Genomic DNA, 13,849 nt, shown 5'->3' on the forward strand with positions numbered 1-13,849 from the left:
ATTAACTATGGCTAGAATCGGTTTAAAAGATATCCATATAGCAGTTATGACAAGTGAAAGTAAATATGATACCCCAGTGAGCTTAGCTCCTGCATTACTAGCTAACATCACACCAAATGTTTCAAGTACTACAATGTATGGTAATAATCGTGCTATTCATTCAATGATGTCGATGGGTGACATTGATGTCGAAATTGGTGTTTCAGATTTAAATAGTGAGCAATATGCATTGCTATTAGGAAAAACAATTAATGAAGATGGGGTAATTGAAGATACCTCAAAAGATAGTAGTCCGTATGTTGCACTAGGCTTCTGTGCTGATAAAGCTGAAGGTGGAAATCGGTATGTATGGCTATATAAAGGACGCTTTATGCTTCCATCTGAATCTCACAATACCAAAGGAGAGTCCATTGAATACCAAACTGAGACTATCACAGCTAAGTTTGTAACCCGTGCTGATGGCAAATGGAGAGCACGAGTAGATTCAGATGATGAGAATGTTAATCCAAGTGTGATTGACAGTTGGTTTGAGCAAGTATACGAGCCAACTTCAGCTGAATAAAATTTCAATTACCGTATTGAGACTGTATTTTAACAGTCTCTTTTTTTAATCATTAGAATAATAGGAGGAAATTAAATGCTAAAACTAACTTTGAAATTCCCGAAAAAGGACGAAAATGGAAATGTGCTTATTGGAAAGGGTGGAATGCCTACATTTGAAAAGAAAACATATGCTAATGCATTCTTTGGAATGGGAGCTTATAAACGTACATTAGAGATTCAACAGACTGTGGAAGATGTAATGGATGGAGAATTAACCGATGAATACTTACAGTACATTTGTGAAATGTACAATCACCAATTTACCATTCAAGATTTATACGAAGGATTACCATTAGATGAATTCTTTAAAGTGTTCCAAGGTACTGTAAATACAGTTATTAATAAGACATTTGGACTGGACAAGAATTCTGATGCTGAATTGGGAAACGAGAAGAAAACAGAAAAAAAGTAGATCCATATGAGTCTTTGAAAAGACTCTATTTAACGTTAATGGAGCAAGGTTATAAGCTACATGAAATTGATCAAATGGATGCTCGATATTATTTTGAACTCAATAAATCTTATAAGAAAAAAGAAAAGCAAGAAGCTTATATAGATGAAATTGGATTCTTATAGAAAGGAGGTAAATGAATGGCTGAATTAGGTGCTTTAAAAGTTTCACTTGGCTTAGATGATAGTAACTTTGATCGGTCAATTACCAATATTAATCGTAAACTTAGAGCCGTTGATTCTGAATTTAAAGCCTCTGGCAACTCAAGCAATAAGTTTGGAACTGATATCAATTCATTAAGATTAAATAAGGATCGATTAAGTAAAACTCTTGATCTACAAAAAGCTAAAGTGAATGAGCTTAGAAGACAATATGATGAATCAGTTAAAACTAAAGGGAAAGATGCTAAAGAGACTGAAAACTTGCTTATACGTTATAATAACTCCTTAGCAGCCATGCAAAAGACAGAGCAACAGCTTGGAAATGTAAATAAACAGATAGATCAGCAGTCTAACAAATGGAATCAATTAAGTGAAAAGCTTAATAGTGCTGGTGATAGGTTTTCTAAAGCTGGAGAAAGTATGCAAAAAGTCGGGAAAGACTTAACGATGAAAGTTACAGCTCCTATAGTTGCTCTAGGAACAGGTATGGTTATGGCTGGAGCTAATTTCGAAGAGGGCATGAGTCGTGTACAAGCTGTCTCTGGAAGTACTACTCAAGAGTTAGGCTCTCTAGAAAAGCAAGCTAAAGAATTAGGTGCTACTACAAAATTTAGCGCATCAGAAGTTGCGTCAGCTTACGAATATCAAGCTCTTGCTGGCTGGAAAGCGAATGACATGTTAAAAGCTACACCTGCACTATTAAATGTAGCTGCAGCTGGCAGTATGAATCTAGCTCAAGCAACAGATATCGTCACAGATACAATGAGTATGTTTCAAATGTCTGCTGAAGATGCCACTAGAGCAAGTGATGTATTCGCTAAAGTACAATCCAGTGCTAACACAAATATTCATCAACTTGGTGAAGGTTTAAAATATGTTGGTGCAACTGCAAGTGCAGCAGGTATGGATATTGAACAAACTTCTGCTATTCTTGGTATTTTTGCCGACAATGGTTTAAAAGGCTCAATGGCAGGTACTACGATGAATAGTATGCTTAGGGATCTAAGAAGCAATGCTAAAGATGGAACAGTTGACTTTGGCGACTTTAACGTAGCATTATACGACTCAGAAGGTAACATGCGTGATTTAACATCTGTTATGGCTGATATTGAAACTGGGTTAGAAGGTATGAATGCAGAGACTAGAGATGCTGCACTAGCTAATGTTTTTCAGACTGAAGCTATGAAAGGTGTAAACGTTGTTCTTGGTGAAGGTACAGATAAAGTACGTGACTTAGAGAACTCTCTATACAATGCTAATGGAGCTGCAGCAGAAATTGCTGAAACAATGTCCAATAATACAAAAGGGAATATAGCAGCTTTTAGGTCTGCAATTGAAGGAGTCAGTATTGCATTTTCAGAGCATATGCTTCCATATGTAAATATGGGTATTGAGAAGCTTACTGGTTTAGCACGTAAGTTTGGTGAGCTACCTCCAGAAACACAAAAGAACATTGTTAAATTTGCAGCTCTAACTGCAGCTATTCCCCCTGTAATATTAGGTCTAGGTAAGGTTGCTACTGCAATTGGTGCAATCTCGAAAGCTTCTAGTATTGCTACGGCAGCAATTGGTGCAAAAGGGCTAACTGGAGCAGCAGCAGGATTAGTTAATCCAGTTGGAGCTATAGCGGTAGCTATGGCGGGTGCAACAGCAGCAGGTTATCTGATGTATAAAAACTGGGATGAATTGACCGCTGAAGGAAACCGTTTAGGCATGTCATTAATTACTATGTCTGGGCCGATTGGAAATGTAGTTAAAAGCATTAAGCTCATGGAGCATGCTACAAGTGATTCTATTGATGAATTTGAAAGGTTTTCTGATGAAATCTCTGAATCAACTCAGCAAGCTGTAGGAGCATTTTTAGATTTGAATGAAGAAGCAACAGTTGCATTAAATACACTCTCATGGAGCGGGCAAGAAGTAACCGAAGAAATGAAGACTGTAATCGTTGATAATTTCACTCAAATGGGTATGCAAGTAGTTGCTGGCTTAGAAGAAAAGAAAACAGAGTCAGTAAGAATTATGGAAGAACTCTTTGCTAATACCACTGCTGTTACAGAGGAAGAACAAGCTTCTATGATTGAATCTGTGAAAAAAGGTTATGAAGATCGATTAACTGAAACTGAGAATGGATCAGCGAAAATAGCAGAGATTATGAATAGTGCTGCTGAAGAAAATCGAAGTTTAACAAAATGGGAACAAACTCAAATAAATGAGATCCAACAAGAAATGGTTAATAACGGAATAGAGATATTATCTGAGAATGAGCGAGAGCAAAAAGTTATCCTTGAAACCATGAAACAAAATTCAAGTAAGTTAACAGCTCAACAAGCAGCAGAAGTTGTAAAGAATTCAATTAAACAAAAAGAGGATGTAATTGCTGAGGCTGAAGATCAATATAGTAAAACTGTTGCTGAAATAATCAAACAAAGAGATGAAGTTGGAAGTATCTCAGCTGAACAGGCTGATACATTGATTGAAGAAGCCACTCGACAAAGAGATGATGTTATAAATAGGGCGGAAGGTATGCATGAGAGAGTAGTAGCAGAAGCAAAATCACAGGCTTCAGAACATGTAAATGAAGTGGATTGGAGCAGTGGTGAAATACTTTCTAAGTGGGAAGTTTTAAAGAACAATACCATTACAAAAATGAAAGAAATGGGCAGTAATATTAAAACAGCTTTCAGTGAAGCATATAGAGACGGTAAGCGTTCTGCAACTGATCTAAAAAATGAAGCTGTCGCAAAGTTTAATGAAATTAGAGACAACGCTCGAACAAAGTTTAACGAAACAAAAGACAATATGCTAAGACCTATCAATGAAGCAAAAGCTTCCATTGAGACAGCGATTAACAATATTAAGAGTTTCTTTACTAATATGAAACTAAAGTTTCCTAGAATTGAACGACCAAAACTCCCAAGGTTCACATTAAATGGTCAGTTTAGTTTATCGCCACCTAGTGTACCTCGGGTTGGTATAGAGTGGTACAAAAATGGTGGATTCTTTAATCAACCGACTGTTATTGGAATTGGGGAGGCGGGAAAGGAAGCAGCATTACCTCTAGTTGGTAGACAGATGGATCCGTTTGCTGATGCTGTGTTTAATCGTATAATGGAAAGATTCAATTCAGACAGCTTTAGTGGTAATCCTCAATCTAAAACCTCCAATAATAATCCTACTGAAGTGAAGTTCAACAATACATTCCATTTCCAGGTCAAAGAGGGAACAACGAAAAGACAGATGGATGAGATTGCAGACCATACCCTTAATAAGATTAAAAAACAATTCAATAAAAGTGGGATATTTAGAAGGCTATAAACATTTAACCTCAATCACTTAAAAGAGTGTTTGAGGTTAAATATAACAAGTTATACAATTATTTAAATAGGCTTATATAATTAGTTTCGAAGCAACGAACTAATTATATAAGCCTATTTTTTTAGATGTTCGCACAAAAAATCCCAACGGTCAATAAAGACTTTAGGCACTAATTAATGTAAAATAATAGAAAGGTGTTATGTGAGAAGATTAAAATAAACATATTATTTAAATATTTTTTAGGGTGAACTGCCCAGTTCTATCTTAATACTTAGGGAGAAGGAGTTAATAATGGAGCAGAAAAATAAGAAAGAATTATTAACTAAAACTAAATTGTCAAAATCAGTAGGATGGTCAGAAAGTAATGGAAGGAGATGGGTAAAGAATTTCAACGATTATATCCCAACTGAGTTAAGTGGTAACAAAGTTATGTACACTGTGGAGTCGTTAAGAATTATGAAATTGCTTAAAAAGTTGAACGAGGCTGGACTTACAATTCCAGATATTAAAAAAATGATTAAAGCAGAAGGTTTTCCAAAAGGTGAAAAAGAAGAAGAAGAGTTCCTGAAAAATATACATAATGGTGATTACAAAACTGTTAAAGATTCTCTTCCGTCTACCAAAGAAATGATGATCCCTTACTTGGAAATGATAAAAGACGGCAGTGCATATTCAGCTAGTGAAATTACCCAAAAGCTTGTAAAACATTTTGGTTTAACAGAGGAACAACTCCTTATTAAATATGAAAATTCATCTGATGGAATATTCCTTTCAAGAGTAAGAAGTATAAGGTACAGTTTAAAAAAAGAAAACTATATCGACGAGATTAATAAATTGACTTATGAAATCACACACGAAGGACTTGAATTACTAAATGAAAATATTAATGAGATCGATGAGGAAATAGAAGAGTTAGAGAAAGTCATTGATCCACTAACAATAGTAAAGGAAAAATTGGATGAACTTAAAGATGAACTTGCGGAAAATTTATTAAAACAATTAAGAAGTGTTCATTGGATGAAATTTGAGGATATAGTAGTTGAACTATTAACTGTAATGGGATATGGAGACGGAAAAGTCACTCAAAGATCAAATGATGAAGGACTAGATGGTGTAATTAAAGAAGATAAATTAGGTCTTGATAATATTTATGTACAAGCTAAACGTTATGCAGCTAATAATTCTGTTGGTCGGGATATTGTACAAAGCTTCTCAGGTGCATTAGATGGAAAAGGTGCGAGGAAAGGTGTATTCATTACGACTTCATATTTCACAGATAATGCAAAAAAATATGCGGAACGATTAGATGCAAAGAAAATCATTCTAATAGATGGAATTGAACTCTCAAAGTTAATGATTGATCACAATGTAGGAGTAGATATAAACCACACTTTTGTAGTTAAAACGATTGACTACGATTATTTTAAAGATGAATAATAATCAGGTTATATAAGTAATTCGTTTTATTTAGTACACAAAAGAATTATCTAGATTTATAGATGTAATTAACAGAATTACTAGGAGGATTTCATGAAAAAAATATTTTTGATTTTTATTATTCTTACATTTGTAATAACAGCTTTTAACCCTGTTAGTGCAAATGCACAAAAAATCACTATATATATTAATGATCAAATTCAGATCTATGATCAAGATCCAATTATACAGCAAGGTAGAACCTTAGTTCCACTTAGGGGAATATTTGAATCGCTAGGAGCAAATGTTCAATGGAATCAAACTCAACAAAGGATAACAGCAACTAAAGATAATCGTAATATTGAATTAACGTTAGGTTCAAATCAAACTAAAATTAATGGGAATATCCATTATATTGATGTACCAGCACAAGCAATTAATGGTAGAACGCTAGTCCCATTAAGATTTGTAGGGGAAGCATTAGGAGCAACTGTAAATTGGGATAGATCGAGTAATAGTGTGAAAATATACAGCAGTAAAAGTAATGTCATTAAGCCAGCTACACCTACTGGGGTCTACGCTGGGATTTTTGATGGTACTATTTCGGTTTCTTGGGACTATGATAATAACGTGGATTATTACCATGTGTACTTTAGCAACTCGTATGGAGGAACATATTATCCTTTTATTTTAAATGGAATAAAAGCTAAATTAGATTATGGCATACAACACACTAGCGTCAAAGCAGGAGAAACATGGTATTACAAGGTAACCGCTGTAAAAAATGGTGTGGAATCAGGTTTCAGTCAAATTGTATCTGCTACAATGCCATATCCAGTTAATAATAAATCATTGTCTTTAGTTGCGGATAATAGTCAAAGAACTTACTTAGGTAAGGCAACTACTAATACTTATGACAGTGAAAGCATTTTTAACGAGTATGGGAGTTATGGAAGTAAATACGGTTCATATAGCATTTGGAATAGTTATGGTAGTTATGGCAGTCCTTATGCGACTTATAGTGCATTTAATGATTACACTAGTACTCCTCCAATTCTAATTGATGCTGAAGGTACTGTTTATGGAAGGGTAACAACGAATTCTTATTTACCAGGTGCTATACACCCAAATAATTTATACGAGGTTTTACAGAGAAATGGGTATTAGATAAACCTCTATTGTTAATTATTACATTGATGAGTCCACAAGATATTGGGCTTATTTTTATTGATTCTACGATCATTATATAAAAAATAGGGTTTTTAAACATCTTTAGTAATGGTAAAATAATACTATAAAAGGAGATGTTTACATGAAAAATAAATTTTTTATATCGTTTGCAACTTTACTAGTCCTAGCTAGTATCGGAGTACATTGGTATCTGTACGATTCGAATCGGAATTTGGCGACTGAAATTGAAATGAGAGAGCAGTCTATACAACAAGAAATGCAACTATTAGAAGAAAGCAATGAACTTCAGAAAAGCACATTAGAGGAAATGACAAAATATATTGAAGAGCGAGAAGCATCTTACGAATTACTAAGCGCAGAACTCACAGAAGAATTCGAAAGACTAGATGCTGAGATTGAAAAACTTAATAAAAAAGAGAAAAGTTTTGAAGAAGAAAAGGCAGATTTCTATGCTCAACAGAGCATTAATTATAATAGTCAGCCTATAGTACATACACCCGAAGTTGATCAAGAGGCTCTAGAGAGCTTCAAGAAAAATGAAGAAACTCTGAAACGAATAGATGAGATTGATAAAGAAATTTACAATTTAGAAATGACTAGAGATACATTAAGAAGAGGAAGTGATGCTTGGCAGAAGAATATGAATAGACATATTGCTTTGAATCAGGAAAAAATAGATTTGATTAACACTCTACAGTAAGCTTTATTATAGCAATCACATTTTAAATATGTGATTGCTTTTTTTGAATAATAAAGGAATTTGCCATTTTTTGTAGAATTTAAATACAAAAATAAATAGGCGGTGACCCTAATTGAAAGTGAAAGAATACATACCCTCGTCTTATAACCTCGAAGCATATCTAATGCTGTATGAATTGGAAAATCACATTAAAGACATAATTGTTCTCAACAAAAAGTATTATGACCCTGAAGAAATCCCTCCATTATTGACACTCACAAAGCTTTATCACTTGCTTCAAAAACAACATAACAGGGGCAATCGAGCCATTTCCCATACAAATTTAATGTTTATTGAAAAAGCGATACCAATTAGAAATAAAGTCTGTCATATGGAAGAGATAACTGAAGAGGAGTTTGACACAATAGCTTTAAGCCTAAAGTTGATGAGGATTGCTATTAAAAATCGTAGCCGTAAATATGATTTATGATTTTATCCCCCGATAAATAAATCATTAACTCCTATAATACATCGCTTCTTCCATATCATTAAATTAGTAAATATTTCTATATATTAGGTACTATGTCATAGGTATATATGTTATTATTTTCTTAAAAATGGAAAGTGGTGGGGGAGAAATGAAGAAGATTTTTTACTCATTATTTATTTTATTGATATGTTTAATTTTAATAAGTTGTTCTTCTAGCACAAATGGAAAATCAACAAATGATGAATTAAATGATATAGTTCAGGCTGAGAACAATTCTAGTCCTGAAAAAAATAGAGATGATGAAATACTATATCGTTTTGAAGTGTTAAGTAATCAAGATGATCTAACTTTATATTTTGAGAATTTTCCTAGACAGTATGATGACATTCAGGATAATCAAAATAAAAAGTCAGCAAAGAATCAATATTTGAGTCTTATTGAGAAAATTATAGATGATAAAGAATTTGAATATTTAAATACACTCAAAGATGAAGGTATCTTGTTCAATAGTGTTTTATCTGACTCAAGATTTGATGATATTGACGAATTAATTAAAGTGGGCTTAGAAGATACTATGAAGCATTCTAAACAAAGCGGTGTAGATAATATGAGAGAAGAAGCTGAAAAAATGTTGCCACTGATTAAATCTGCTTTCGATAAACAGGAATATGATTTAATCGATGATTATACTCAACATTTAGATGACTTTACAATTGAAACTATGAACAATTATAGGGAAGCTTTAATTGATCTAATACCATATGAGAATGGAGAAACAAGTATAAAAGCTAGGAGAAACGTACTTTTAATTGATCCAGATTATAATGGTATTCTTAGTGATGAAATTCAAGCCTTTGCAGCTAAATATACAACAGTTGAGGAACGAGAAGAAGCGGTAAAAAAACACGCATGGCATAAAGAAAGAGTAGAAGAAAATAGAAAGTTAAGAGCAATAGAAAAATCTAAGAATGCAAAACCTAGAATTGGAATGACTAAAGAAGAAGTAAAAAATACTGATTGGGGAAAACCTCAAAAGATAAACAGAACAACAACTGCTTATGGTGTTAGAGAACAATGGGTCTATCCTAACTATAAATATGTGTATTTAGAGGATGGGATAGTGACAGCTATTCAAGACTAGACCACTCCCTCCTCTGAAGAATTAAGGAATTAAATATATTTTTAAGCCCACTTTAATACAAGTGGGCGTGTTATGGCTAGTTTTTGAATTTCTTTTGGAATTCACGTGACATGGTGTTAGAAACTAATTCGTTTAAATTAGAAGAACTGAAAACACCAGATAATATTTCTTTTGTTAAATCTACTTGAGTATTTTTTTCATAAAGACTTGCTTGCTTATCAATTTCTAGTTCCAATTTATTTAATTCATGTTCAGACTGAATTTTAATTTTATTAATTTCATTACTACATTGTTCCTTAACGATATCTAGCTCTTTTTTTGATTTATTAATTGCAGCAAAGTAAGAAATAGCAGCAGTAGCTATAGGGACTAAAACTTGCAGTAAGATGTGATCCATAAATTACCCCTTTAATTAGAAAGTGAGTATGGTTGGGAATATTTCTTATTTAAATATTAAGGATTTTTTTGTATAATATTAGCGACAGTAAATCTCAAGGACTTTAAGTATTACCAGTACTTAGAGTCCCTTTTTTATATCTCGGTTAATATTCCTTTCCATTATTTTTACCTCTTTTCTAACCTGATCTTCGATTTTCTTTAACGCACTTTTTAATTTCCTTTGATCTAATTTGATTTTTACTCCCATGATAATTCCTCCTTATAATTTTGTTAAATATCCCCACCCAAACTCTGAAACAAGCTTACCACAAGTCTATACCCTGATTCAATATATAGTATTCCTTTTTCGGAAATAACCACTACATGTTGTGTTAAATTAAATTTAATCCTGATTTGTCAAACTTCAAAAAGTAAAGAAAGACAAGTAAATATGAGGTTAACTGATGTTATGTTTTATTTTTCCGTTAATTTGAACCAATTTCATTATTGCGACATGAATAGTTGATTAATCTCTACTTCAGGAGAAAATTGACCCCTTTATGGCTATGATGAACTCATTATAATTAAAGTAAGAATGGTGCTTATCTTTAATTTAAATATGTAATTATAAAAAACTAAATACTGAAAAACTCATAAGGGTTTGGGGGATCTTATTGACTTTCTATTAAATTGTTAAATAAATGATGATAGACTTAAGAGGAATATAAAAAATAAGGAGGTTAATTATGAAATATTTTAGTTCACTCTTAAGTCTCGTACTTGTAGTATGTTTATTTACTACACCTGTAAGTGCAGCTACAAAATTTCCTGATGTATCTGAAAATCATTGGGGTATTCAGGAGATTAACTATTTATCAGAAAAGGGAATTATTAATGGATTACCAAACGGTAACTTTGCTCCGACTCAAAATGTGACACGTGGTGAAGCAGCATTAATGATAGCTGGTGCTTTAAATTTAGATACTCCTGCTGTAGAGAACACACCATTTAATGATGTGCCAAAGAATTATTTTGCACATGATGCTATCGCTGCTGTAGCGGAAAAAGGTATTATTGCAGGTTATAGAGGGAACTATTCTCCTCGTGATCCATTAACAAGAGGTCAGATGGCAGCTATCCTTCAAAGAGCTTTTAATTTATCTGGTTCTTGGGATAGAGAATTTAAAGACGTTGGTAAAGATCATCTATTTTACTCAAGTATCCAAGCAATTGCTTCTAACAGTATCACAGTAGGTTATCCAGACCAGACTTTTAAACCGAGCAATAACACTCAACGTGATGAGTTCTCAGCATTTTTAGCTCGAACTCTTAATGAAGATTTTAGAGTAGCAAAACCTTTACCTATTGATGATGATGTAGAGATTCATCATATTGATGTAGGTCAAGGAGATGCTACGTTAATTATTGCTCCAAATGGACAAACGATGTTAATTGATGCAGGAACTCAAACTGCGGGACAAAAAGTCGTTAGCTACTTAAAACAGGCGGGTGTAAGTACAATTGATCATTTGGTAATCACTCATGCTCATGCAGATCATGTAGGTGGAGCAGTGCAAGTTATGAGTGAATTTCAAGTGAATAATGTGTTAGATAGTGGGATTCCACATACATCTCAAACGTATTTAAATTACTTAACTTACATTGATGATCATGACATTCCATTTGAGGTAGCTTCAATTGGAGGTACAATCAATCTTGATCCATCTTTAAATATCCGTATTGTAAATAGTGGGGTTGAGGGAGATAGTCTTAATGATTCATCTATTGCACTTCATTTAACGCATAATCAATTTAAATACTTAATCACTGGTGACGCAGAAGAAACAGCGGAACATCGTATTGTAGAGCAATTTAATGTACAATCTGATGTTCTAAGAGTAGGTCACCATGGCTCTCGTACAAGCACGACACCATATTTCATTACAAATGTATTGCCTGAAACAGCTATTATCAGCGTGGGAGAAGGTAATTCATATGGACATCCTCATCAAGAAGTTTTAGACTTACTAAAAGAAATTGGCGTTAAGGATATTTATACAACAATTGGTGGAAGTGTGGTTGTGTATTCAGATGGTAACAATTATACAGTAGAAAAACAAAACGATAACGGCCAGCCTGGTTCAGATCCTATTATTGACGATCCTATTGATGAAACTCCTACTTATCCAATTAATATCAATACAGCTGGTTTAGAAGAGCTTCAGTTCATTACTGGTGTAGGAGAAGTTATTGCACAACGTATCATTGATTATAGAGCTGTAAACGGTGCTTTTCAAAATATTGAAGAGATAAAGAATGTCAGCGGAATTGGTGATGCTACATTTGAAAGGATGAAAGATCAAATTACTGTAAATTAAGAAGGGCGTGTTTGCTTGGCTAAATATATTGTCGACAGAATAGTTGATGGTCAAATAGCGGTCTTACTACTTAAGGACAATGAAGCAGTCCAAAGAGACATAAATGTAACAGAATTACCTTCCCATATAAGCGAAGGAGATATGCTTGAAGTATCATTTAGTGAAGAAGGTAAAATAATTGAAGCAAATCTTCTCAAAGCTGAAACAGAGGATGCTTTAAATAAAGCTAAATCATTATTAGAGAAATTAAAGAATAAGAATAAGTAATCAAAAAACCTCACCTAAATTGGGTGAGGTTTTTTGTTTTCATTATAAAGTTTTATCTCTATATAATTTTATATGATCCTTCACTCGCTTTAATAATTCATTAAATCCAGAACATAGGTCAAAATGCTCTTCTCCAGTGATTTCTTGATTGTATTCATATATTTTAAGCGATCCTTCTATATTTTCTAAGCAATTGAGAACGTCTTGGTCGATAAAGTGATAATTATCATAAAGGATGGGGCGCATGTATTTTTCATAGTTATCAACATCAAACAATATTGGGCTACCATGTTGGATATCGTGATCAATAACTGGATGTTCTCGATTTAATAAAAGTATTTTATTGTAAGCCGCAAGTTTATTTTCTTCTTTTATTTTATATTCTTTGCGTTCTTCCCATAGGACTTGCTGTTTAAATAAATTACGTTGATTTTTGCTCGTTAAATATGAACCTAAATAAATTCCAATCAAAGCACTGAAAACTGGTAAAAAGTCTTTAATTAATCCATTAATCATCAATAAATAAATCCCTTCTAAGCAGTTTAAAATAATATAAAATTAGTCATAAACCATAACTAATAGCTTGATAATTTATTACTTTAAGCACTATCCTCAGATATATTTTAAATTTCCTTCTTTAGATTTTCCGTAATTCTTATTTCTCTATATACTCCCACAAATCATCAACCTTGCAATTTAACCTTTTAGCCAATTCAAATGCTTGCTCTAAATTTGGTCTAGACTTACCAGTAGCCCAGTTATTAAACGTCATCTTTGTGACACCAAATTCATTATATATATCCACTTGTTTAATCTCTAATTCAGCCAATCTAACTTTGATTTTTGGTTTTAACATCCTCTGCCATCCTTTTTTTTGAATCTTCACTAATATCATTTTAACCTTAACTAACTTTTGTATCAATAAAGATAATTAAAATATAAACAAGCTATAAAATAGTATTTATATTAAATTATTTTATACTTTTCAGTTATTATTTTGGGCATTGCTGAGTATTAATTACTATCACAGTAAGAAGGAGGTTATATGAGAGTATGAATACAATGCAATTTCAAGAGATGATAAAGCAAATGCAGAAGGCTGGTCAAATTTATTTAACTGTGGAAGGTAAAAAGAAGATTAAAGAGATGGGGGCAGCAAAGTATGAGCAAGAAAACAAAAAGTGTTTCATTCAACCTGTCTGATCCATACGAACAGCTCTTGCTAGATCATACAAGTCGATTTACAAACTTCTCAGCTTATATTAAGCGGTTAATACAACGTGATATGGAAGAGGGAACAGCGAAGTCTTCGGTAAAGAAACAAGTTGTACGTACAGAAAATGGGGGATTTAAGTTAGATCTAAGTTAGTCATACG

Annotated in this window: 16 protein-coding genes; 12 read left to right on the forward strand and 4 right to left on the reverse strand. The window is 33.0% G+C overall.

The window, feature by feature from the left end:
- Positions 1 to 7: 7 nt before the first annotated feature.
- The 8 genes from A33I_RS04635 (at position 8) to A33I_RS04670 (ending at position 9,450) form a co-directional block, all read left to right on the forward strand.
- Positions 8 to 562 (forward strand): major tail protein, encoded by a 555-nt coding sequence (locus A33I_RS04635; RefSeq protein WP_022627293.1) that lies wholly within the window; start codon positions 8 to 10, stop codon positions 560 to 562.
- A 75-nt stretch (positions 563 to 637) separates the two neighbouring features.
- Positions 638 to 1,015 carry a phage tail assembly chaperone G gene (gene gpG, locus A33I_RS04640; protein WP_022627294.1) on the forward strand — a complete coding sequence of 126 codons (378 nt, stop codon included), beginning with the start codon at positions 638 to 640 and terminating at the stop codon, positions 1,013 to 1,015.
- Positions 1,016 to 1,194: 179 nt separating this feature from the next.
- Positions 1,195 to 4,533, forward strand: coding sequence for a phage tail tape measure protein (locus A33I_RS04645; protein WP_022627296.1), 3,339 nt, complete (start codon positions 1,195 to 1,197; stop codon positions 4,531 to 4,533).
- Positions 4,534 to 4,824: 291 nt separating this feature from the next.
- Positions 4,825 to 5,970 carry a restriction endonuclease gene (locus A33I_RS04650; protein WP_022627297.1) on the forward strand — a complete coding sequence of 382 codons (1,146 nt, stop codon included), beginning with the start codon at positions 4,825 to 4,827 and terminating at the stop codon, positions 5,968 to 5,970.
- A gap of 93 nt (positions 5,971 to 6,063) precedes the next feature.
- The gene (locus A33I_RS04655; protein WP_022627298.1) at positions 6,064 to 7,116 is read left to right on the forward strand and encodes a stalk domain-containing protein; all 1,053 of its coding nucleotides are present in this window, start codon (positions 6,064 to 6,066) and stop codon (positions 7,114 to 7,116) included.
- 145 nt (positions 7,117 to 7,261) lie between these two features.
- Positions 7,262 to 7,840, forward strand: coding sequence for a hypothetical protein (locus A33I_RS04660; RefSeq protein ID WP_022627299.1), 579 nt, complete (start codon positions 7,262 to 7,264; stop codon positions 7,838 to 7,840).
- Between the two features lie 112 nt (positions 7,841 to 7,952).
- Positions 7,953 to 8,309 carry a hypothetical protein gene (locus A33I_RS04665; RefSeq protein ID WP_022627300.1) on the forward strand — a complete coding sequence of 119 codons (357 nt, stop codon included), beginning with the start codon at positions 7,953 to 7,955 and terminating at the stop codon, positions 8,307 to 8,309.
- Positions 8,310 to 8,457: 148 nt separating this feature from the next.
- Positions 8,458 to 9,450 carry a hypothetical protein gene (locus tag A33I_RS04670; RefSeq protein ID WP_022627301.1) on the forward strand — a complete coding sequence of 331 codons (993 nt, stop codon included), beginning with the start codon at positions 8,458 to 8,460 and terminating at the stop codon, positions 9,448 to 9,450.
- A gap of 76 nt (positions 9,451 to 9,526) precedes the next feature.
- On the opposite strand, the gene A33I_RS04675 is transcribed toward A33I_RS04670, so the two are convergent.
- A complete protein-coding gene (locus A33I_RS04675; RefSeq protein ID WP_022627302.1) occupies positions 9,527 to 9,847 on the reverse strand; it encodes a hypothetical protein in 321 nt (106 codons plus the stop codon).
- Between the two features lie 120 nt (positions 9,848 to 9,967).
- Positions 9,968 to 10,096, reverse strand: coding sequence for a hypothetical protein (locus A33I_RS21405; protein ID WP_022627303.1), 129 nt, complete (start codon positions 10,094 to 10,096; stop codon positions 9,968 to 9,970).
- Positions 10,097 to 10,574: 478 nt separating this feature from the next.
- Here A33I_RS21405 and A33I_RS04680 point away from each other — a divergent pair, with 478 nt between their 5' ends.
- A complete protein-coding gene (locus A33I_RS04680; RefSeq protein ID WP_022627304.1) occupies positions 10,575 to 12,206 on the forward strand; it encodes an S-layer homology domain-containing protein in 1,632 nt (543 codons plus the stop codon).
- A gap of 15 nt (positions 12,207 to 12,221) precedes the next feature.
- A complete protein-coding gene (locus tag A33I_RS04685; protein WP_022627305.1) occupies positions 12,222 to 12,473 on the forward strand; it encodes a DUF3006 domain-containing protein in 252 nt (83 codons plus the stop codon).
- A gap of 42 nt (positions 12,474 to 12,515) precedes the next feature.
- Here the strand turns inward: A33I_RS04685 and A33I_RS04690 are convergent, their stop codons facing one another.
- The gene (locus A33I_RS04690; RefSeq protein WP_152976433.1) at positions 12,516 to 12,989 is read right to left on the reverse strand and encodes a hypothetical protein; all 474 of its coding nucleotides are present in this window, start codon (positions 12,987 to 12,989) and stop codon (positions 12,516 to 12,518) included.
- 139 nt (positions 12,990 to 13,128) lie between these two features.
- The gene (locus tag A33I_RS04695; RefSeq protein ID WP_022627307.1) at positions 13,129 to 13,329 is read right to left on the reverse strand and encodes a helix-turn-helix transcriptional regulator; all 201 of its coding nucleotides are present in this window, start codon (positions 13,327 to 13,329) and stop codon (positions 13,129 to 13,131) included.
- Positions 13,330 to 13,526: 197 nt separating this feature from the next.
- Between A33I_RS04695 and A33I_RS20760 the strand changes: the two genes are divergently transcribed.
- Both A33I_RS20760 and A33I_RS20155 read left to right on the forward strand, forming a co-directional pair.
- Complete coding sequence (locus tag A33I_RS20760; RefSeq protein WP_022627308.1) at positions 13,527 to 13,676, forward strand: hypothetical protein; 150 nt, start codon at positions 13,527 to 13,529, stop codon at positions 13,674 to 13,676.
- Positions 13,636 to 13,842 (forward strand): hypothetical protein, encoded by a 207-nt coding sequence (locus A33I_RS20155; protein WP_083477586.1) that lies wholly within the window; start codon positions 13,636 to 13,638, stop codon positions 13,840 to 13,842. Before A33I_RS20760 ends, A33I_RS20155 begins: the two co-directional genes overlap by 41 nt.
- Positions 13,843 to 13,849 lie beyond the last annotated feature (7 nt).

The sequence above is a fragment of the Alkalihalophilus marmarensis DSM 21297 genome, assembly GCF_000474275.2.
Taxonomy (GTDB): domain Bacteria; phylum Bacillota; class Bacilli; order Bacillales; family Bacillaceae_D; genus Alkalihalophilus; species Alkalihalophilus marmarensis.